Here is a 19,321-nt window from a genome sequence, read left to right as displayed (position 1 = left end):
GGGCCTCCGTTTTGCTTTTCGTCATTGCGAGGAGCGAAAGCGACGAAGCAATCCATTCTCACCCGTTATGCGGTGGATTGCTTCGCGGAGCCTGTCATCGGGCGCGCGTTCGCGCGACCCGTTGGCTCGCAATGACGGCGGAGAACAAATCTCTCACCGTTATGCCCCGCGAAGGCGGGGCATCCAGTAGTCGCTACGGCCTGAGATGAGCCCGTGACGCTGCCGCATACCGGATCGTCCGCCTTCGCGGACGATGACGCTGGAGAGGGAACGAATCGCCCGCTACTGTCGCCTCCGTACCGGCCCTACCGACCTCGGCGGAGGCGGCGGTTCAGATGCGTTGCTGTTGCTGCTACTGCTGCTGCTGGCGCCGAACAACAGGCGCGTCGGGTTGCGGTCGAGGTTGTTCACGGCGCGGCTGATATCGCCGAGCGTCCTGCGGCCGTCGGCCATCAGTGCGCCGGAGCGCTTGTCGAAATCTTCGGCGAGCTCGCGGATCGATTTCACCATCGCGGCCAGTTCGCCACCGCGATCGCCGCCGGCGATGCTGTTGAGGCCGAGCATGAGGTTGTCGGCCTTGCCCATCACGCCGTCGACCCTCAGCATCACATTGTCGATCTTCTCGGAATTGCGCGCGAGCGCCGCGGTGAAGGTCTCGAGATTACGCAGCGAGTTCTTCACCGACTCTTGATTGTCCGCGACGATGCGGTTGACGTTCTGAAGCGTCGCACGGATCGCTTCGGTGACATCCTGCAGGGCCCTGGGATCGGCGGTCAGCACGGGGATACCGTCCTCGTCGAGCGGCACCGGAGGCGCCGTCTCCTCGCCGCCCTTCAGCGAGATCGCGGCAACGCCCGTCAATCCCTGGAATTCGAGGCCGACCAGGGTGTCCTTGCGGATCGGCGCGTTGTTCTCGACCATCGCGAATGCAACCACGCGACGCGGATTGTCGAGCTTCACCGAAATGACTTCCCCTATCCTGATACCATTAAAATTGACATTACCACCGTTCCGCAGACCCGAGGCCGGACCTTCGAAAATCACCCGCAAAGGGCTGCGCTGCTTGGTGGTATGCAGGCTCTGGAACCAGAGCACGAAGCCGAACGCAGCCGCAATCACCGCCAGCGTGAAGGCGCCGATCAGGACATAGTTCGCCCGGGTTTCCATCGATTGCTCCAGCTACTCGTCCAAGCTCGGGGTCCGCCGCGGCGGAACCGTCACTGATCCTTCTCTCTCGCGCATCATCTTGTCCGAAAACCGGTTTCCACCTGTCGGGATCACGCGCTAGCCGATGACGGCGCGGGCGCGTTTGCCATGGAAGTATTGCCGCAGCCATGGATGCTGCGAGGCCTGCATGTCGGCGATCGATCCTGCGGCAATGATCTTACCGTTCCCTAAAACGGCGATGCGGTCGCACGCGGTATATAGGCTGTCGAGGTCGTGGGTTACCATGAAAACGGTCAGCCCCAAAGTGCGCTGCAGGGTGCGCACCAGCTCGTCGAACTCGCCGGCGCCGATCGGGTCCAGGCCCGAAGTCGGCTCATCCAGGAACACGAGCTCGGGATCGAGCGCGAGCGCACGCGCCAGCGCCACGCGCTTGATCATGCCGCCGGAGAGCTCGGAAGGATAGCGGTCGGCGACCTCGGGCTTCAGCCCGACCATCACGAGCTTCGCCACCATGATCTCGTCCAATAGCCGCTGTGAGACCCTCAGATATTCGCGCACCGGAAACTGGATGTTCTGCCGCACGGTGAGCGAGGAGAACAGCGCGCCCTGCTGGAACAGGACGCCCCAGCGCCGTTCGACCCGGCGCCGTTCGCTGGAGCTGGCGGCATCGAGGTCGATGCCGAACACTTCGATGCGTCCTGACACCTTCGGCACCAACCCGATGATCGTGCGCGTCAGCACCGACTTGCCGGCGCCGGAGGGCCCGACAAAGCCCAGAATCTCGCCGCGCTTCACATCGAGGTCGAGGCCGTCGAGCACGCGAGTCCCGCCGAACTGCACCGTGATGTCGCGAACGCGGATGATGGCGTCGGAAATGGGCTGTACCAGCATGGTCACATCCCGATCGACGCGAAGAAGATCGCGAACACGCCGTCCATCACGATGACGAAGAAGATGCCCTTCACCACCGATGACGTCGTGTGCTGGCCGAGCGATTCCGCGCTGCCCTGCACCGCCAGCCCCTCAACGCAGGCGACGATGCCGATCACCGCCGCCATCACCGGCGCCTTGACCATGCCGACGATGAAATGATTGATCGAGATGGCGTCGCGCAGCCGCAAAAGGAACGCTTCGGGATCGACACCGCCATAGAGCCAAGCGACAAGGCCGCCGCCATACAGCGCGGCCATCGCGCCGAGAAATGCAAGGATCGGCAGCGCCAGCACCAGCGCCAGCATGCGGGGCAGGACCAGCACCTCGATCGGATCGAACCCCATGGTACGCAGCGCGTCGATTTCCTCGCGCATCTTCATCGAGCCGAGCTCGGCGGTGTAGGCACTGCCCGAGCGGCCCGCGACCATGATCGCCACCAGCAACACGCCGATCTCGCGCAGCACCAGCACGCCGAGCATGTCGACCACGAAGATGTCGGCGCCGAACCTGCGGAAATGAAAGATGCCTTGCTGCGCGATGATGCAGCCGATCAGGAAGGTGATCAGCACCACGATCGGCACCGCGCGCCAGCACACCTGCTCCAGATGGTGGATGGTCGAGGTCAGACGGAACGAGCGCGGGCGGATCAAGACATGCCCGCTCGCGACGAGCACGGCGCCGAGCATGTCGATCAATCCGATGATCGTGCCGCCGATGCCGACCACCACCCGGCCGATCTGGTCCAGCATGGCCGTAATCGAGACCGGGCCGGTCTCGGCCTCCGGCATTTCCTTCACCCGCCTGACTTCGTCGACCAGGCTCGAATAGTTTTCCGAGAGCCCGGCGATGGTCGCCTCGCCGCCACCGTGGCTCAGGCTGCGCCTGAGCCGCTCGATCAACCAGGCGCCGAAGGTGTCGAGCTTGGAGACCTGGGAGACGTCGATGAAGATATCGGGACGGGTGCCGCGGAGTTTTTCCGCGTCGGCCACCATCCGCTCCAGCACGGGCGCAAAACGGGCCGTCCACGGCCCCGCGGCGCACAGGGCAAGGCCGCCGCCCTGTGTTATCCGTTCCAGTGTCGGGTCGCCGTTCAAAATGCCCACCCCAGGCTGGTTGTCTCGTTCGAAAGATAGGAATTCGAACGCCGCATTGCCTTGTAGAATCTGGCGCTAACCAGCCATAGTTGGCAGCGCCCCGCAAGCGCACGGTTCAGAAATTGCGAGATTTTGAAATGACTTCCAGCCGATCCGCGCGCTTAACGCAAGAGCTTGCCGCCTTTATCGAACGCTGGCCGATCGCGGGCGCCTTCACCATCAGCCGGGGCGCCAAGACCGAGGCCGTTACCGTGGTGGCCGAGGTCAGCCTGGATGGGATGACCGGGCGCGGCGAGTGCGTGCCCTACCCGCGCTATGGCGAGACGCCGGAGGCGGCGCTCGCGGCGATCCAGGCGATGCAGGGGCCCCTTGCGGCCGGCATGGACCGGAAGGCCCTGCAGGCGCAAATGCCGCCGGGCGCGGCCCGGAACGCGCTGGATTGCGCCCTGTGGGACCTCGCGGCCAAGCGCCGCGGCAATCGGATATGGAACCTGCTCGGGCGCGGCGCGCCGGCCCCCTGCACCACGGCCTACACGATCTCGCTGGGAACGCCGAAGGCGATGGCGGAAGCGACCGCCAGGGCCGCGCACCGGCCGCTGCTCAAGATCAAGTTCGGCGGCGACGGCGATGGAGAGCGCATCAAGGCGGTACGAAGAGCGGCGCCGAATGCGGAACTGATCGTCGACGCCAATGAGGCCTGGACGGCGGACAACCTCGCCGACAACCTCGCCGCCTGCGCGGATGCCGGGGTCACGCTGGTGGAGCAGCCGCTGCCGGCCGGCAACGATGCGGCGCTGGCTGAGATCAAGCGGCCGCTTGCCGTCTGCGCCGACGAGAGCGTGCATGCGCGCGCCTCGCTGGAGGGGCTCCGCGACCGCTACGACGCAGTCAATATCAAGCTCGACAAGACCGGCGGCCTGACCGAGGCGTTGGCGATGGCGGATGCCGCCCAGGCGCTCGGCTTCGACATCATGGTCGGCTGCATGGTCGCGACCTCGCTTGCCATGGCGCCCGCGATGCTGCTCACCCCGCAGGCCCGCTTCGTCGATCTCGACGGCCCCTTGTTGCTCGCGCGCGACCGCGACCACGGGCTGCGCTACGACGGCAGCCTCGTCTATCCGCCGGAGGCCTCGCTCTGGGGATGATGGAGTCCCCTTCTTGACGCGTTTTCTTAACGCGAACCGGTACCCACTTCGCTTGAAAACGCTATCCGGTTGCGCCCCAGCCACATCACGAGCGCACCTGACGCCGCCATCGCGGCCATCAGGTAATAGACGCCCTGGCCGTAGCGGGCATAGACGACGCCGCACAGGATCGCGGTGCTGCTCGAGACGATGCCGCTGCAGGCGGCAAGATAGCCCTGCCCGCGCGCCATGATGTGTCCGGGCACCTGGTGCACCAAAAGCCCCATGATGCCGACCTGCGTCAGGCCGAAGGTCAGCCCATGCGTGAGCTGCACGACGGCCAGGACCGGAAGCGGCGGGTCTTGCGCGGTGATCACCCAGCGCGCAACCCCGGCCAGTGCGCCGATCACTACCAGCATCGCCGGGGGCAGCGTGAGGCGCGGCGATACCGCAAACAGCACGATCTCCGCGAGCACGCCGAGCGACCACAGCGCTGCGATGGTGAGCCCGCCCAGGCCGGCCTGCTTCCAGACGATGGAGGCAAAGATGTAATAGGCGACATGGCTGCCCTGGATCAGCGCAGAAGCCGCGATGATCGCGAGGAAGCCCCGATCGCGGAGCAGCGCGACGCCGCCGCGCTGTGCGGTCTCGGCCCTCTTTGTGACCTCGAGCGGCCGCAGGCCCAGGCTGGTGAGCGCACTGACCCCCGCTACGGCAGCAATGATCCAGATCAGGTGCTCCGCCGCGACTTCATCGACCAGCAGCCCGCACAAGAGCGCGCCGACCACGAAGGCGGCCGAACCCCACAGCCGCAGCGGACCATAGTTCAGTCTGTAATGCGTCACGCCGCGGAGCGCATAGGCATCCGTGAGCGGCCCCATCGGCGTCCACAGGCAGCAGGTGACGACGAAGACCAGGAATACAGGCAGTGCCTGGCGTTGGGTGCCGATGAGGGCAAATCCGAACGCGGTCGCGGCTGCCGTGATCATGATGGCGCCGCGCAGCATCCGCCGCCGCTCGGCAAGGGACGTGATCAGCGGCAGCACGGTGAAACGGGTCACCGCGGGCACCGCCGTGATGACGCCGATCCAGGACGCCTCGATCCCCACCGCCTTCAGCCAGAGCGGGAAGAACGGCAGATAGGTGCCGAGCATCCCGAACATGGTGCCGTAAAAGGCTCCGAGGCGAGCCGCGAATCGCTTAGCATCCACTTGCGGCGCTGCAGGAATTTGTGATTCGGAAGCCATCAATCCAATTGCGATTCGCCTGATATCGTGGTGTTCGTTATCGCAGCGCGCCGCAATTTGCGCGACGAGATTTGCATGGCCAACGAAGCATTCGCCCTTTCGCCGATCACAGCCCGCCCGGTGCAGCCGGGCGAGGACGATTACCACGCGATCAGCGAAGCCTTCATGGAGACTTCGCGCGGCCGCTGGTTCCTCTCCGAATATGCCAAGCGCAACCGCAACGCCGATACCCGCCTGGTGCTGGATGCGGTGGCCCGGCTCGAGGAAAGCCTCGCCGCGCAGAGGCAGGCGGTTAAGCCGCCGGATTCGGGGCCGGCGATAGCCGAGGCCATCGCCGCGATCCGCGACGCGGTGGAGGCCGCGCAGGCATCTGCAGCCGAAGCGCTCGATAGCCTGGCGCTGGAGCAGAAGCTTGCGCCGGTGCGCAAGGGCGCGCGGGTGATCCGCGAGATCGCGTGGCGGCTGCGCGAGATCGGCAATGACGGACGCATCTGCGACCTCATCGATTCCCAGGTCGTCGCGATCGAGAGCGGCGCCGCGCAGATTTCATCCGAGGACGCGAAGGCCGCGCTGGATGCCGCCTTCGCGCCGATCGTGCAGCGCCTTGCCCAATTCTCCGAAGCCGATGAGACGCCCGCGCCGAGCGCCGAAGCGCCGATGGCTCCGTCACCCGCACCTGCCCCCGAGAGCCACGCGGAGCCGCGCGCCCTTCACACGGTGGAGGTCGAGCACACGACAGAAGTCGAAGCTCCACCGGAGGCGCCGGCCACCATGGAGACGGTCGCCGCACCTCCCGAGCCGGAAGCCGCGGAAGAGACCATCACCGTCGCGGACGCGGAAGCCGCGCTCGCTGTCGCCGAAGCGGCGCTGGCGGAGGCTGAAGCGATCGAGCTTGCTCGCGCCACCGAGGAAGCTGCGGCCGACGCTCATGACGAGGCCGTGCTCGACATGATCGCGATGGAGATGGGCGCACCCGACCCGTTCGACGTTGAGGACACCACGGCAACGATCGCCGAAGAACCACCTGTTGAACTGGAAGCACCGCCCGCGCCGGAAATCGTGCCGCAGGCGCCTGAGCTTGCCGTCGCGCTGCCGGAACCGCAGTTCGAGCTTCCGCCGCAGCCTGCCTTCGTCGCGCCGCCCGAGCCTCCGGTCGAAATCTCGCTCGGCTCCACCATCATTGCCAACGGCATCGTCAAGAAGCCCAGCGCCGCGGCCAGCGATCCGCTCGCGCCGATCCGCCGCATGAGCCAGGCCGAGAAGATCGCGTTCTTCTCGTAAGCGCGAGGCTTGCCTCTCCGCGAGGAGACTCGCGCAGTGGCCGATGTCTCGTTACAAGACCTGTGATAAAGTACGCAGCACGGACACGTGCTGCTAGCGTCCGCGAAGTCCATCCTGGCGACAGGTGCAAGCGACGGACTCATGTCATGAGGCAGTCGACATCGGCGGACGAACGTTCGAGCATTCAGCGCCTCGTGCTGCTTGATCCGCGCGACGGCGACGTCGAGGACGATGTGGCTAGCCCCGGTCAGCGTTCGCTGCTTGCTATTGCCGGCAGCCTGCTTGTCGAGATCAGCCTGCCGAAGCTCTTGTTCGCGTGGACCGCGTTGCTCCTGCTGCCGGCCGTGTTGCTTGGTCTTGCGCCCCTGATAGCCTCCGCCTGGCTGTCAATCCTGTCCGAAAAAATCCTGGTCCTGACGGAAATCGGCGCGGCGTTGATGCTGATCGCGATCGTCGCGCTCGGCTGGTTCGCCTGGCGGCCGCTGCTGCGGATCGTCGAGACCAGTTTCTGGTCGCTCAACGCGCTCGCGGTGCAGCCAAGCTACGCGTTCTGCCGTGAGGCACTGCGCCACCTGACGGAACGGATCTGGCAATACAGCCTGACTCCAAATTTGCGCATGCGAGTGCGACGCGCGTGTTCGCTCGGTGCCGGCATCCTGCTCAGCGCAGGCGCGGCATTGATCGCAATCCTGGTTTGGCCGGCCTCGCAATGGACCGCCGGCCTGATCGATCTCGCCCTGGGTCATCATCTCGTGGTGACCACGCTGGCCAACGCCATCGTACTCGTATCCTGCTATCTCGCCGCTGCGTCATTGGCCTGGGGCTTTGCCGATGCCAGCATGGATCAGCCGGCCGATCTTGCCGCATTCGATATCCCCAGGTCCGATGCGCGCATCTGGCGCGTTGCGCACCTGTCCGATGTCCACGTCGTCGGCGAGCGATATGGCTTTCGCATCGAATGCGGGCGCGCCGGACCGCGCGGCAATGAACGCTTCGCCGCCGTGCTCGCGCGTCTCGCCGCCATTCATGCCGCCGATCCGCTCGATCACGTGCTGATCAGCGGCGATATGACGGACGCAGGACGGGCAAGCGAATGGGCTGAATTCCTCGAGGCATTGTCAGAGCACCCTGATCTTGCCGCGCGGACGCTTCTGCTGCCGGGCAATCATGATGTGAACATCGTCGATCGGGCCAACCCTGCCCGGCTCGACTTGCCGTTCAGCCCCGGCAAGCGGCTGCGGCAAATGCGAACCCTGTCGGCGATATCGGCCATTCAGGGCAATCGGGTGCGCCTCGTCGACAACTCAGGCAAAGTCGCGGCCACGCTGGACGAACTCCTCACGCCGCATCGCGAAGAGATTGTTGCGTTCGCCGAGCGCGGCGGCGTGCGTCGGGGCGCCGAGCTTCGCCGGCTATTCGAGGACCAATTCCCGATGATCCTGCCGCCCGACCAACCGGAAGGCCTCGGAATAGCCATCCTCGACTCCAATGCCGAAACCCACTTCTCCTTCACCAACGCGCTCGGGCTGGTCTCGCTCGAACAGGTGCAGCGGCTGGAGGCCGCCATGAACTATTTTCCGAAAGCACGGTGGATCGTGGCGCTGCACCATCACCTCACGGAATATCCCATGCCGACGACGAAGTTCTCCGAGCGCATTGGAACGGCATTAATCAATGGGAGCTGGTTCGTTCGCAGACTGCAAGCCTTTGCCGACCGCGTCGTGGTGATGCACGGTCACCGCCACATCGACTGGATCGGTGCATGCGGCGCATTGAAGATTATCTCCGCGCCCTCGCCGGTGATGAACGCTGCCGATGATGCGCCAAGCTATTTCTACATCCACCGGCTGGTAAGCGGCCTCGATGGAACGCTTTGCCTTGCCGAGCCGGAGAAGGTGGAGATTGCGGGAAACTAGCTAGCAGCACCCCTGCGCTGGTCGCGCTCGGGCTTTACATTCATGTCACTTAGTGACATCATTTTCGTCACTAAGTGACATGAGGGTACTCCGTGGGTTCGATGCAAGACGATGCGCGTCTGGCGGTCTCGCGCCAGGCAGCCAGACTTTTTCTGGAACGTGGGGTCAGCGGCACAAGCGGGGACGATATCGCCGAGGCTTCCGGCCTCTCCAAGCGAACGGTGTGGAGATACTTCCGCACCAAGGAGAGCTGCGTGGAGCCGCTGTTCGCCCAGTCGTGGAGCCGCTTCGCCCTGCAACTGCAACGTTGGCCGCGCAACGTGTCGCTTGAAGCGCATCTCGCGGAGTGTTTCGACCTGGAAAAGCAGTCGGCAGAAGAGATCGCCGACGGGATCCTGATCGTCAGGCTGATCGCCGCCTTTCCCGATGAGCCTGACCTTCGCTCAACCTGGCTCCTGTCCTACCACGATGGCGAAGAGCAGATGATGGCGGTCATCGCGGATCGGCTGGATCGCTTGCGCAATGATTTCGACGTCCGCCTGTGCGCCGCTGCCGTGATGTGTGCGATACGCACGATCGATGAGACGATCAGCCTGGCCGCGGTGCGCTACGGCCAGACCTTCACCACCGCAGAAGTGGTCGCGCGGATGTCGCGCGCCATCCGGGCGGTCAGCAACCTGCCCTTCTGTGATCCTGTCGTGCCGAAACCTTTCGGCGACGACTTGTCCGCTGTCGACGACCGGCAATCTTCATGACCGAAGGCTGGCCGACGACGTTTTCGTGCCCCACGGCTCCCTCTGGCCCCGGCCATTCCCACCCTAGCCCAATCCGTTTTGGAGAGACCATGCGCTACATCGCTTATCCGGAGACCGAACGCGGCGATCTGGTGGAGGAGCATTTCGGCGAGAAGATCGCTGATCCTTATCGCTGGCTGGAAGGCGATGCGCGCAGTGACCGAAAGCTTGCAGCCTGGATCGAAGCGCAAAACGCGGTGACGCAAAAATATCTCAGCACCCTGCCCGGTCGCGACGTGTTCAGGCAGCGGATGACCGAATTGCTGGACTACGAGCGCTTCACGGTCCCGCTGAAGCGCGGCGAGCGCTATTTCTTCACCCGCAATGACGGCGTTGCCAATCAGGCTTCGCTCTATGTGGGTGGCGGGGCGGCGGGCGAAGACCGCCTGCTGATCGATCCTAATGCCTGGTCGACTGACAACGCCGATGCGCTGGCCGAATGGGCGCCGTCCGACGACGGCCGCTTCGTGGCTTTCGGCGTGCAGACCGGCGGCACGGACTGGCGCACCATCAAAGTGCTCAACGTCGATACTGGCCAGCAGTTGGACGACGCCGTCGAATGGGCGCGGTTCACCCGGCTGGCCTGGGTGCCCGATGGCTCCGGCTTCTTCTATTCGCGCTATCCTGAGCCTGAAGCCGGCACGGCCGTGAGCGCTGGCGTCGCCAACCACGCCGTCTATTTCCACAGACTGGGCACGCCGCAGGCCGAAGACCGTCTCATCTACTGCACCCCGGATCACCCGGGACTGCTGCACGTGGCCGATCGCGCCGTGGATGGCCGCTACCTCCACATCTCCTCGACCCCTGGGTCGAACGAGAGCGCCCTCACCGTCGTCGACCTGAGCGCTACGGACTGGACGCCACGCACTATCGTCCCAAGCATGGACGCCGAGTGGATGGTTCTCGGCAACGATGGCGCCAAGTTGATCCTGATCACCACCGATGGCGCCGAGCGCCGTCGCGTGGTGTCGCTCGACCTCGCCGCGCCCGAGCCGCAGCCGGTCGAGATCGTCCCCGAAGCCGAGGGCAGCGCGGTGCTCAACGACGCCGCTTTGCTCGGCGGCAAGCTGCTGATCGGCTACCTCGTCGATGCCAAGACCGAGATCCGTCGCTTCGACATGGACGGCGCGCCCGACGGCGCGGTGGCGCTGCCCAGCATCGGCACGGCAGGCGGCTTGACCGGCAATCCGGCCGAAGACGAGGCGTTCTTCGTCTTCACCAGCTATAACGTGCCCACCACCATCTATCGTTACGACGTGGCCGCCAACACCATCACGCCGTGGGCCGAGCCCGAGGTGGCGATCGACCTGAGCAGGATCGTGGTGGAGCAGCGCTTCTTTCGCTCCAAGGACGGCACATGGGTGCCGTTGTTCCTGGTCCGTCGCAAGGACGTGTCCGGGGCCGCGCCCACCCTGCTCTACGGCTATGGCGGGTTCGGCATCAGCCAGGTTCCGATCTATAACTCCCTGCAACTCGCCTGGGTCGAACAAGGCGGCGTGCTGGCAGTTGCCAACGTCCGCGGCGGCGGTGAGTACGGCAGGGCCTGGCACCGCGCGGGCCAACTTGAAAACAGGCAGAACGTGTTCGACGACTTCATCACCGCCGCCGAGTTCCTGAAGGCCGAAGGCATCACCCCGTCGGACGGCCTGACGATCCAGGGCGAGTCGGGAGGCGGCCTGTTGGTCGGCGCGGTGACCAATCAGCGACCTGACCTCTTCGACGTGGCGCTGCCGGGCGTCGGCGTGATGGACATGCTGCGCTACGACAAGTTCACCGCCGGCCTGTTTTGGATGGGCGAGTATGGCAGCCCGGCCGAAGAGCGGCACTTCCGCAACCTCATGACCTACTCGCCCTACCACACCATCAGGGCCGGCGCCGACTATCCAGCGATCCTCGCCACGACCGCCGACGCCGATGACCGCGTCGTTCCCGCGCACACTTTCAAATATGTCGCGGCGTTGCAGGCGGCGGACCTTGGTCCGAGGCCGCATCTGGTGCGCGTCGAAACCCGCGCCGGGCACGGCGCCGGCATGCCGCTGGACAAGATCATCGCCCTGCACGCCGACATGTGGACCTTCGCCGCCCATTGGACGGGTCTGAAAATGGGTGCCTAGGCCCGCTTCGCATCCGCCGGCCCTCCGAGCAGATCGGCGAGCCAGCACGTCGACGGGTGCTCGGCAGAGAAGGTGAGAAGCGCAAGCGTGATTGGCACACCGATGAAGGTGCCGAACAGGCCCCACAGGAAGGTCCACAAGAAGATCGCAAACAGCACGATGAACGGCGATATCGATAGCGTGTTGCCGGCGACGCGTGGCTCGACATAGCTGCCGACCACGAACTGGATGATGTTGAGGCAGGCAAAGACACCGAACACCGCCGGCCAGCTCTCGAATTGCGTCATGGCAAGCAGCGTCGGAAATAGCGTGGCGATGAACGGCCCGATGAACGGGATGTAGTTCAGCACGAAGGCGATCACGCCCCATTCGAACGCGAATGGCAATCCGGTAACGCCGGCGAAAAGGCCGACCAGAAGGCCGGTGACTGCGCTCATCTGCGTGCGCACCAGCAGATATTTCCGAAATTTGGCCGCGGTCGCGGCGCTGCCATTGAGCAACACGCGCGCCGCCGTAGCGTTCTCCAATCTGTCTATCCTTCGCCTGGCATCCTCGACCTCGAGCAGCCCCAGCACGACATAGACCAGCGCGATCAGCCAGAAGCTCAGCGTGGTGTTGAGGCGGCCGGTGACGTATTGCGTGGCGCGCAGCAGCCAGCCGACATTGAAGTGCTCGGCCCAGAGGCTGGCAACCTCGATGCCATGGCCATCGAGCCATATCACGGCCCGTTCATAGAACGTCTGATACCGCCCAGCATCGGCGACGAGGAAATGGCCGACGCGGCCAAAGCCCCACGCTGCCAGCGAAGCGAAGGCAAGGCAGATCGCCACCGTGACCAGCATGGTGATCGCGAGCGCTGCGAGCTTCGGCATCCATGACTGCAGCCATTTCTGCGCCGGCCAGACGATCGCGATGATGAACAGCGCCGCAGCGAGCGGCGCCAGCACACTCCTCGCCTGCGATGCGGCCGCGCCGACGAGCACTACCGCGATGACGACGGTTGCAACCCTTTGCCCGGAGCCGTCCCCCATCCTGGATTCCTCCGACCTTGCGCCAAACAAAGATTGTCAGGTGCTGCAATCCGCCGCAAGGGCAGTCAGCCGATCGATGGGGCGGGGCCAGGGATTTGGACGCCGTTGATGCGCTGATTGCGCAGGCGCCAAAACGATGTTCTGCGTCGTAGCCCGGGTGGAGCCATCGGGCGCGCCTTCGCGCGACCCGTTGGCTTCACCCGGGCTACAGAATCTCGGCGTTGTTCAGGCCACCAGCTTGGCGAACAGGTCGGCGTCGACATTGCCGCCGGAGAGAACGATGACGACGTTCTTGTCCTTGGCGTCGATGCGGCCGGCAAGCAAGGCGGCAAGGCCGACGGCGCCGCCGGGCTCTACCACCAGCTTCAGTTCGCGATAGGCGAACGCAACCGCAGCGGCGACTTCCTCATCTGAAGCCGACACGCCGCCCGCCAACAGCTTGCTGTTGATCGCAAATGTGAGCTCGCCCGGCATCGCCGCCATCAATGCGTCGCAGATAGTGCGGGCGGCGGCTGGATGCGGCTCGCGATGTCCTACCTGTAGCGACAGCGCGTGGTCGTCATAGCCCTTCGGCTCGGCGACGATCACCTGGGCTTGCGGGAATTTGGCCTTCACGGCGGTCGCGACGCCCGCGATCAGCCCGCCGCCGGACGCCGGTGCCACCACGATGTCAGGCGTAAGCCCAAGCGTGGCCATGTCCTCGGCGATTTCGCGGCCCGCGGTGCCCTGCCCTGCGATCACGAAGGGATCGTCATAGGGACGCACCAAAGTCGCGCCGCGCTTCTCCGCGATGCCATTGGCGATCGCCTCGCGGTCCTCACGGTCGCGGTCATAGAGCACGACCTCGGCGCCATAGGACTTGGTGCGCTCGCGCTTGGTGATGGGCGAGTCCGCCGGCATCACGATGGTCGCCTGCATGCTGAGGATCTTCGCCGCTGCGGCCACGCCCTGGGCATGGTTGCCGGAGGAGAATGCGACGACCCCGCCGCCGCGCTGTGCCTGCGGGATCGACGACAGCTTGTTGAAGGCGCCGCGGAACTTGAACGAGCCGGTCCGCTGCAGCATTTCCGGCTTCAGGAATACCGTGGTCCCGGCGCGCTCGTTGAGGACGGGAAAGGACAGCAGCGGCGTGCGCACCGCGAACGGCGCGACCACCTTTGCGGCGGCTTCGATATCAGCCGCACCGATGGGTTGATTTGCGATGATTTCGGTCATGCGCAATTTGTAACGCGGTCGCGGACGAGCCGGCAAGACGCTTCTGTGTGATCCCCGGCCGTAGCCCGGGTGGAGCGGAACGCGTAACCCGGGACCACCGGTCAACACCGATACAGAAGTCCCCGGGTTGCGCTGCGCTCCACCCGGGCTACGGGGTCAGGCTAGGCTGCGAAATGCGGGTCCTCAGCCACGAATTCCGCCGGTTCGTTCTCAGGCTCCGGCTCGACCGGCCGGAGATTGAGCGCGTGGTCGATAAAGACGCGCGCCGAGGCTTGCCAGGTGTGGCGCGCGGCAAAGTCGACACAGGCCTCCGCGGGGATGCTGAGCGCCTCCAGGCAGGCCTCGCGGAGGTCTTCCTTCAGCACGCCGACCGGCGCGCTGCCGATCACGTCGCGCGGGCCGACCACCGGGAAAGCGGCGACCGGCAGGCCGCTCGCCAGCGCCTCCAGCAGCACCAGGCCGAAGGTGTCGGTCCTGCTCGGGAATACGAACACGTCGGCAGCGGCATAAATGCGCGCCAATTCCTCGCCGTGCCGTGCGCCCAGGAACACGGCGTCGCGGTATTTCCGCTCCAGTACCGACCGCGCCGGTCCGTCGCCGACAACGACCTTGGTGCCCGGCAGATCGAGGTCGAGGAAGGCTTCCAGGTTCTTCTCGACCGCCACCCGGCCGACGCTGAGGAAAACCGGTGCCGGAAGACAGAGGTCGACATGGCGCGGATGGAACAGCGCGGTATCGACGCCGCGCGACCACAGCACCACGTTGCGAAAGCCGCGCGAGCGCAGTTCGGCGGCGAGCGCCGGGGTTGCCGCCATCACCGCCTGGCTCGGCCGATGGAACCAACGCAACAGCCGCCAGACCCAGTTTTCCGGGATTGGCGAGCGCGCCGAGACATAGTCGGGAAAGCGGGTGTGAAAGCTCGTGGTGAACGGCAGGCCGCGCTTGCGGCAATAGCGACGCACCAACAGGCCGATCGGACCTTCGGTGGCGATGTGGATGCTGTCAGGCTTGTCCTGCTCGATCAGCGCGGCGATCGCGGCCGGATGCGGCAAGGCCAGCCGGAGGTCGCGATAGCTCGGCATCGCGAAGGTGCGGAACGATTGCGGCGTGAGAAATGCGATCTCGACGCCGAGGCCCTTTGCCGCCTCGGCCATCATGGTCAGCGTCCGAACCACCCCATTGACCTGGGGATGCCATGCGTCGGTCGCGACCAGGATTTTTGTCATGCAGCGCGCGCCGTGACCCGCGGCACTGGGGCGATGCGCCGGACCGGGTCCGTCCAGGTGATGATCTCGAAGCGGCCATCCTCGTGCTCGGCCAGCGCCGTGCAGCTCTCGACCCAGTCGCCGCAATTCATGTAGCGGATGCCGTGCTCGTCGCGGATCGTTGCATAATGGATGTGGCCGCAGATCACGCCGTCGCAGCCGTGGCGACGTGCTTCGCTCGCAAGCGTGGTTTCGAACGCGCCGATGTAATTGACTGCCTTCTTGACCTTCAGCTTCGCCCATTGCGACAGCGACCAATAGGGCACGCCGAACATGCGGCGGAAGAAGTTGACGAAGCGATTCATCTGGATCGCGAAGTCGTACGCCTTGTCGCCGAGATGGGCGAGCCAGCGCGCATTCTGCACCACGAGGTCGAAGATATCGCCGTGGATCACGAGGTAGCGCTTGCCGTCGACGCCGGTGTGGATGGTGTTCTCCATCACGTCGATGCCGCCGAAATGCGTGCCGTAGTACTTGCGCAGGAACTCGTCGTGATTGCCGGGGATATAGATGACCTTGGCGCCCTTGCGTGCCTTGCGCAGCATCTTCTGCACGAAATCGTTGTGGGTCTGGGGCCAGTGCCAGCTCGACTTCAGCGCCCAACCGTCAACGATGTCGCCAACCAGGTAGATCGTGTCGGCATCGTGAGAGCGCAGGAAATCCAGCAATCGGTCGGCTTGCGACCCGCGGGCTCCGAGATGGACATCGGAGATAAACAACGTGCGAAAGCGCCGCTCGGGGCTCTCTTCACTGAAAGAGTCGCTTCCCATACCTGTGCACCTAACAAATCCCTGTGACAGGGCGATGACGATTCGTCGCAGCCAACAGTCCCACCAGAATCAGCTACGCGCCCCTTTGAAAGGCGGATAACAGCGCCATGCGACAATCTGGCGACACCAGAGGCCGTAGATATGCGGGACAGGGTTGAGGCAGCTCGGTCGTCTAATAAAATCTGTGAAAATGATGCACCGACCCGTGGCCGTGGCCGACGGTGAAACGGTCGGCGGCTTCGATGGCGGCGCTGATCCAGCGCTTGGCATTGCGCACGGCTGACGTCACGTCTTCGCCCTTGGCAAGCTCGGCTGCGATCGCAGACGACAAAGAGCAGCCGGTGCCATGGGTGTTTGCGGTGCTGATGCGCGGCGCCGCGAGCACGATCGCGCTGTCTACATCGACGAGATAGTCGATGCTCTCGCTGCCCTGCCCGTGCCCGCCCTTAATCAGGACCGCCCGACAGCCGAGGGCAAGCAGCCGCCTGCCCTGGCTCTCGATGGCGGCCTCATCCGAGGCCATCGGTTCGTCGAGCAGTGCTGCGGCCTCCGGCAGGTTCGGGGTGATCAACGACGCAAGCGGGATCAATCTCGTGCGCAGCGCATCGACCGCCTCCGCGGCAAGCAGGCGATCGCCCGAGGTTGCAACCATCACCGGATCGAACACGACATGCTTCGGCGACCAGCGCTCGAGCCCGGCCGCGATCGCATCGATGATCGAAAGCTCCGCCACCATGCCGATCTTGACCGCGCCGACCGCAAGATCGGAGAACACCGCATCGATCTGCGCCGTCACAAACTCGGCCGGCACCTGGTGGATGCCGCGCACGCCCATCGTATTCTGCGCGGTGAGCGCGGTGATGACGGATGCGCCGTAGACACCGAGCGCGGCAAAGGTCTTCAAATCCGCCTGGACGCCGGCGCCGCCAGAGGAATCCGAACCGGCAATGGTGAGTGCGATCGGCGTCGTCATCGGAAAGCTGCCGCGCAGTGGGATAGGCATAATACCATGGTCCCTCCTAGCGCGGCGAACCAACGCCGGCAAGCTGGCTTGCCATTGCACGGCGAATTTGGCTCTATGGACCGGCTACCTGCCCCGGAGATAACAGCGATGGTTCCCTTCTTCATTCAGATCAAGTGCAAGCTCGGCCAGTCCTATGCCGTCGCCAATGCGCTGGCGGAGGCCGAGATCGCCTCCGAGATCTACTCCACCGCGGGCGATTACGATCTCCTGGTGAAGTTCTACGTCGACAAGGACACCGACATCGGCCATTTCGTCAACGAGAAGGTCCAGGTCATCCCGGGCATCCAGGACACCCGCACCATCATCACCTTCAAGGCGTTCGGGACCACCTAGACTGGTTGACGTGGCCGACTGCCCAGACATAGGCCACTGCGGCAGTGTCGGCGTCCGACCGCTCGGCGCCTCACTTCGGCGACGTAACGGTATAGTTGCGCGGGTGCGGGACGCCGTCGACAACCGTCTTGGTGATCGCCGCAAGGCGTCGCTGCACACCCATTGCCGGAAGTCAGGTCCGGGCCGACTGACGTCCCTCGCGCATCGGACGTGACATCCGCTGCAGGTGCCGTTGCTGGCCCCGCCGTGCTGAGGTCGGTATCGTCGATCTACTTCGCCGACAGCAAAGCGGCGCGGGACGGCCGATCAGCCCCGTTCTGAGACACCCGCTTGATCGCGCGGAGAATCTCGCCACGGGTGTCGATGCGCTGGAATTCCTTAGCCATGAGCGAAGCACGTGCGCGATACCTCTCCGTATCGAGTACGGCCCGCACAGCCTCGCGCAGCACCTGCGGCGTCGGCGTGCTCGTCTCAAGGTTGATGCCGACCCCGGACCAGCCGACCCGCGCATTCACATCGGCCTTGTCCTCGGTGAGTCCAGCGCAGACCAGAGGAACCCCAAAGCTCATGGCTTGGTTGACGCTGCCATAACCTCCATTGGTGACAAATACATCGGCCTTGGACAGGATCCACTCGAACGGCAGATAGCTCGTCAAACGCGCATTAGCCGGAATGGGGCCAGGGATCGTATCGACCGGGCGGCCACCAGCGGTGACGACCACGAGCAGGTCCCGCTCGTCGGCCAATCCCACAAGGGTCGGTGTTACCAAGCGGTTGAAGTCGTGGTTGGCCACTGTCCCTTGGGTGACGAGGACCACCTTGCGCCTGCCGTCCAGCTCATCGGCCCAGGGTGGCAGCGGCGCTTGTTTGGGCATAATGGGCGGGGTACCCACGAATTGCACCGAAGCCGGGGCGGGACGCGGAAACTCAAAACTCGGCACCGTCAGCTGCAGATAGGCATCTGCTAATTCCACCATTGCCTCGAAAGGAGGCCTCGGCAGCGACTTGACGCCGATTTCCTCCAGGCATTGGTTCAAACGATGCGCGAGCGGTTGATTGACGACCCTCTCATGTTCCTGGGCAATGGCTGCATACTTCTCGCGCTGCGCCGGGGCTGCCGCCGGAGGCAAGCCGAGGAGTTCTGGCGCCCCGTCTGTGCGAGGCCAATGGAGGATCGTGGTGCCAAAGCAGACAATCGGAGGCCGCTTCGAGCGAGGGCCGAGCAGCATTGGTAGCAGGCCCAAGAAGTACTCATCCCCCATCACGATGTCGGCCGGGACTTCCCGCAACAATCGTTGCAAGCCCTCGTGCTGCACGAGCATGTGGTCAACAAATAAGCGCTCCTTGGTGACGCGCAACAACTCCAACCCCGGAGGCAGGCTTTTCAGTTCGGGATACTTCGCGAAAGGATCCACCACATCCTGATCTGCGCTGGCAGGAATAGGACGAAATGCTGCACCAATACTGTTGATGCGGTCGCGGAAAGCGCTTCCTGTGAAGGCGACCACCTCGTGACCGTCAGCCAACAGGATGCGCGCGATACCAAGCATCGGATTGACATGACCGGGCGCGGGGGTCGTAGCGATGATGATTTTCATATGATCCTACTCTGGATATCCTGAGACGAAGGCCACGCGAGCCGGCAAGAGTGATCGAGCTGAGTGACGCAACCAGATGTTGGCAGGTTTGCTGTTACGCCCCGATGTCGGATCCGGCGTGAATTGCTACACTCGCAATGCGTCTGGTCACAAAGGCTTGCGTGCAGGAATGAGCAACTCAGATCGCGCCAAGTGCGATCAATCCAATGATTATCTACCAACGCGTCGAGCTGTTGCGGCCGAGTAGAAGCTAGCTCGGCACTGCAGTAGTGCTTGAGCCGGTCAGATCGCGCTGTCGATCAGATTATTCAACGGTCGCTCAAGCTCGCGGACTGACCTGCTGCCGCAACTCTGCACGATATCCGCTTCCCGGCTCATTGTCAGCAATTCAAGCTGCCGGCTGACCTCCCGGTTG

The 19,321-nt window shown here is 64.5% G+C and carries 16 protein-coding genes; 6 read left to right on the top strand and 10 right to left on the bottom strand.

The window, feature by feature from the left end:
• Window positions 1-282: 282 nt before the first annotated feature.
• The 3 genes from AC5ZG1_RS08920 to AC5ZG1_RS08910 all read right to left on the bottom strand — a co-directional run bounded on the left by AC5ZG1_RS08920 (window position 283) and on the right by AC5ZG1_RS08910 (window position 3,194).
• Window positions 283-1,167, bottom strand: a complete 885-nt coding sequence (locus AC5ZG1_RS08920) for an MlaD family protein (RefSeq protein ID WP_464346459.1) — start codon at window positions 1,165-1,167, stop codon at window positions 283-285.
• Between the two features lie 117 nt (window positions 1,168-1,284).
• Window positions 1,285-2,058 carry an ABC transporter ATP-binding protein gene (locus AC5ZG1_RS08915; RefSeq protein ID WP_496132635.1) on the bottom strand — a complete coding sequence of 258 codons (774 nt, stop codon included), beginning with the start codon at window positions 2,056-2,058 and terminating at the stop codon, window positions 1,285-1,287.
• Window positions 2,059-2,060: 2 nt separating this feature from the next.
• Window positions 2,061-3,194: an ABC transporter permease gene (locus tag AC5ZG1_RS08910; RefSeq protein WP_496132694.1), complete on the bottom strand. Its 1,134-nt coding sequence runs from the start codon at window positions 3,192-3,194 to the stop codon at window positions 2,061-2,063.
• 137 nt (window positions 3,195-3,331) lie between these two features.
• Here AC5ZG1_RS08910 and dgcA point away from each other — a divergent pair, with 137 nt between their 5' ends.
• Entirely contained in the window at window positions 3,332-4,339 is a 1,008-nt protein-coding gene (gene dgcA, locus AC5ZG1_RS08905) for an N-acetyl-D-Glu racemase DgcA (protein WP_496132634.1), read from the top strand.
• A 26-nt stretch (window positions 4,340-4,365) separates the two neighbouring features.
• On the opposite strand, the gene AC5ZG1_RS08900 is transcribed toward dgcA, so the two are convergent.
• Window positions 4,366-5,565, bottom strand: a complete 1,200-nt coding sequence (locus AC5ZG1_RS08900) for an MFS transporter (RefSeq protein WP_496132633.1) — start codon at window positions 5,563-5,565, stop codon at window positions 4,366-4,368.
• 75 nt (window positions 5,566-5,640) lie between these two features.
• Here AC5ZG1_RS08900 and AC5ZG1_RS08895 point away from each other — a divergent pair, with 75 nt between their 5' ends.
• From AC5ZG1_RS08895 to AC5ZG1_RS08880, 4 genes are all read left to right on the top strand, one after another.
• Complete coding sequence (locus AC5ZG1_RS08895; protein ID WP_496132632.1) at window positions 5,641-6,846, top strand: hypothetical protein; 1,206 nt, start codon at window positions 5,641-5,643, stop codon at window positions 6,844-6,846.
• Between the two features lie 146 nt (window positions 6,847-6,992).
• A complete protein-coding gene (locus tag AC5ZG1_RS08890; RefSeq protein ID WP_496132631.1) occupies window positions 6,993-8,762 on the top strand; it encodes a metallophosphoesterase family protein in 1,770 nt (589 codons plus the stop codon).
• A 101-nt stretch (window positions 8,763-8,863) separates the two neighbouring features.
• Window positions 8,864-9,517, top strand: a complete 654-nt coding sequence (locus AC5ZG1_RS08885) for a TetR/AcrR family transcriptional regulator (protein ID WP_496132630.1) — start codon at window positions 8,864-8,866, stop codon at window positions 9,515-9,517.
• Window positions 9,514-11,670, top strand: a complete 2,157-nt coding sequence (locus tag AC5ZG1_RS08880; RefSeq protein WP_496132629.1) for a prolyl oligopeptidase family serine peptidase — start codon at window positions 9,514-9,516, stop codon at window positions 11,668-11,670. The genes AC5ZG1_RS08885 and AC5ZG1_RS08880 overlap by 4 nt, the downstream gene beginning before the upstream one ends.
• Here the strand turns inward: AC5ZG1_RS08880 and AC5ZG1_RS08875 are convergent.
• The 5 genes from AC5ZG1_RS08875 to thiD form a co-directional block, all read right to left on the bottom strand.
• Window positions 11,667-12,701 carry an AI-2E family transporter gene (locus AC5ZG1_RS08875; protein ID WP_130227057.1) on the bottom strand — a complete coding sequence of 345 codons (1,035 nt, stop codon included), beginning with the start codon at window positions 12,699-12,701 and terminating at the stop codon, window positions 11,667-11,669. The genes AC5ZG1_RS08880 and AC5ZG1_RS08875 overlap by 4 nt on opposite strands.
• A gap of 225 nt (window positions 12,702-12,926) precedes the next feature.
• The gene (locus AC5ZG1_RS08870) at window positions 12,927-13,916 is read right to left on the bottom strand and encodes a threonine/serine dehydratase family protein (RefSeq protein WP_496132628.1); all 990 of its coding nucleotides are present in this window, start codon (window positions 13,914-13,916) and stop codon (window positions 12,927-12,929) included.
• Window positions 13,917-14,077: 161 nt separating this feature from the next.
• Complete coding sequence (locus AC5ZG1_RS08865; protein ID WP_496132627.1) at window positions 14,078-15,142, bottom strand: glycosyltransferase family 4 protein; 1,065 nt, start codon at window positions 15,140-15,142, stop codon at window positions 14,078-14,080.
• Window positions 15,139-15,951 carry a UDP-2,3-diacylglucosamine diphosphatase gene (locus AC5ZG1_RS08860; protein WP_028163613.1) on the bottom strand — a complete coding sequence of 271 codons (813 nt, stop codon included), beginning with the start codon at window positions 15,949-15,951 and terminating at the stop codon, window positions 15,139-15,141. Before AC5ZG1_RS08860 ends, AC5ZG1_RS08865 begins: the two co-directional genes overlap by 4 nt.
• Window positions 15,952-16,123: 172 nt before the next feature.
• Window positions 16,124-16,924 (bottom strand): bifunctional hydroxymethylpyrimidine kinase/phosphomethylpyrimidine kinase, encoded by an 801-nt coding sequence (gene thiD / locus AC5ZG1_RS08855; protein WP_496132693.1) that lies wholly within the window; start codon window positions 16,922-16,924, stop codon window positions 16,124-16,126.
• Window positions 16,925-17,062: 138 nt separating this feature from the next.
• On the opposite strand from thiD, the gene AC5ZG1_RS08850 reads away from it, so the two are divergent.
• On the top strand, window positions 17,063-17,308 hold the full coding sequence (locus tag AC5ZG1_RS08850) for an Lrp/AsnC ligand binding domain-containing protein (RefSeq protein ID WP_496132626.1): 246 nt from the start codon (window positions 17,063-17,065) through the stop codon (window positions 17,306-17,308).
• 269 nt (window positions 17,309-17,577) lie between these two features.
• Here the strand turns inward: AC5ZG1_RS08850 and AC5ZG1_RS08845 are convergent, their stop codons facing one another.
• Window positions 17,578-18,906 (bottom strand): glycosyltransferase, encoded by a 1,329-nt coding sequence (locus AC5ZG1_RS08845; RefSeq protein WP_496132625.1) that lies wholly within the window; start codon window positions 18,904-18,906, stop codon window positions 17,578-17,580.
• Window positions 18,907-19,321: the final 415 nt, after the last annotated feature.

It is taken from the genome of Bradyrhizobium sp. Leo78 (assembly GCF_059512425.1).
This window is presented reverse-complemented; position numbering and strand designations above follow the sequence as displayed.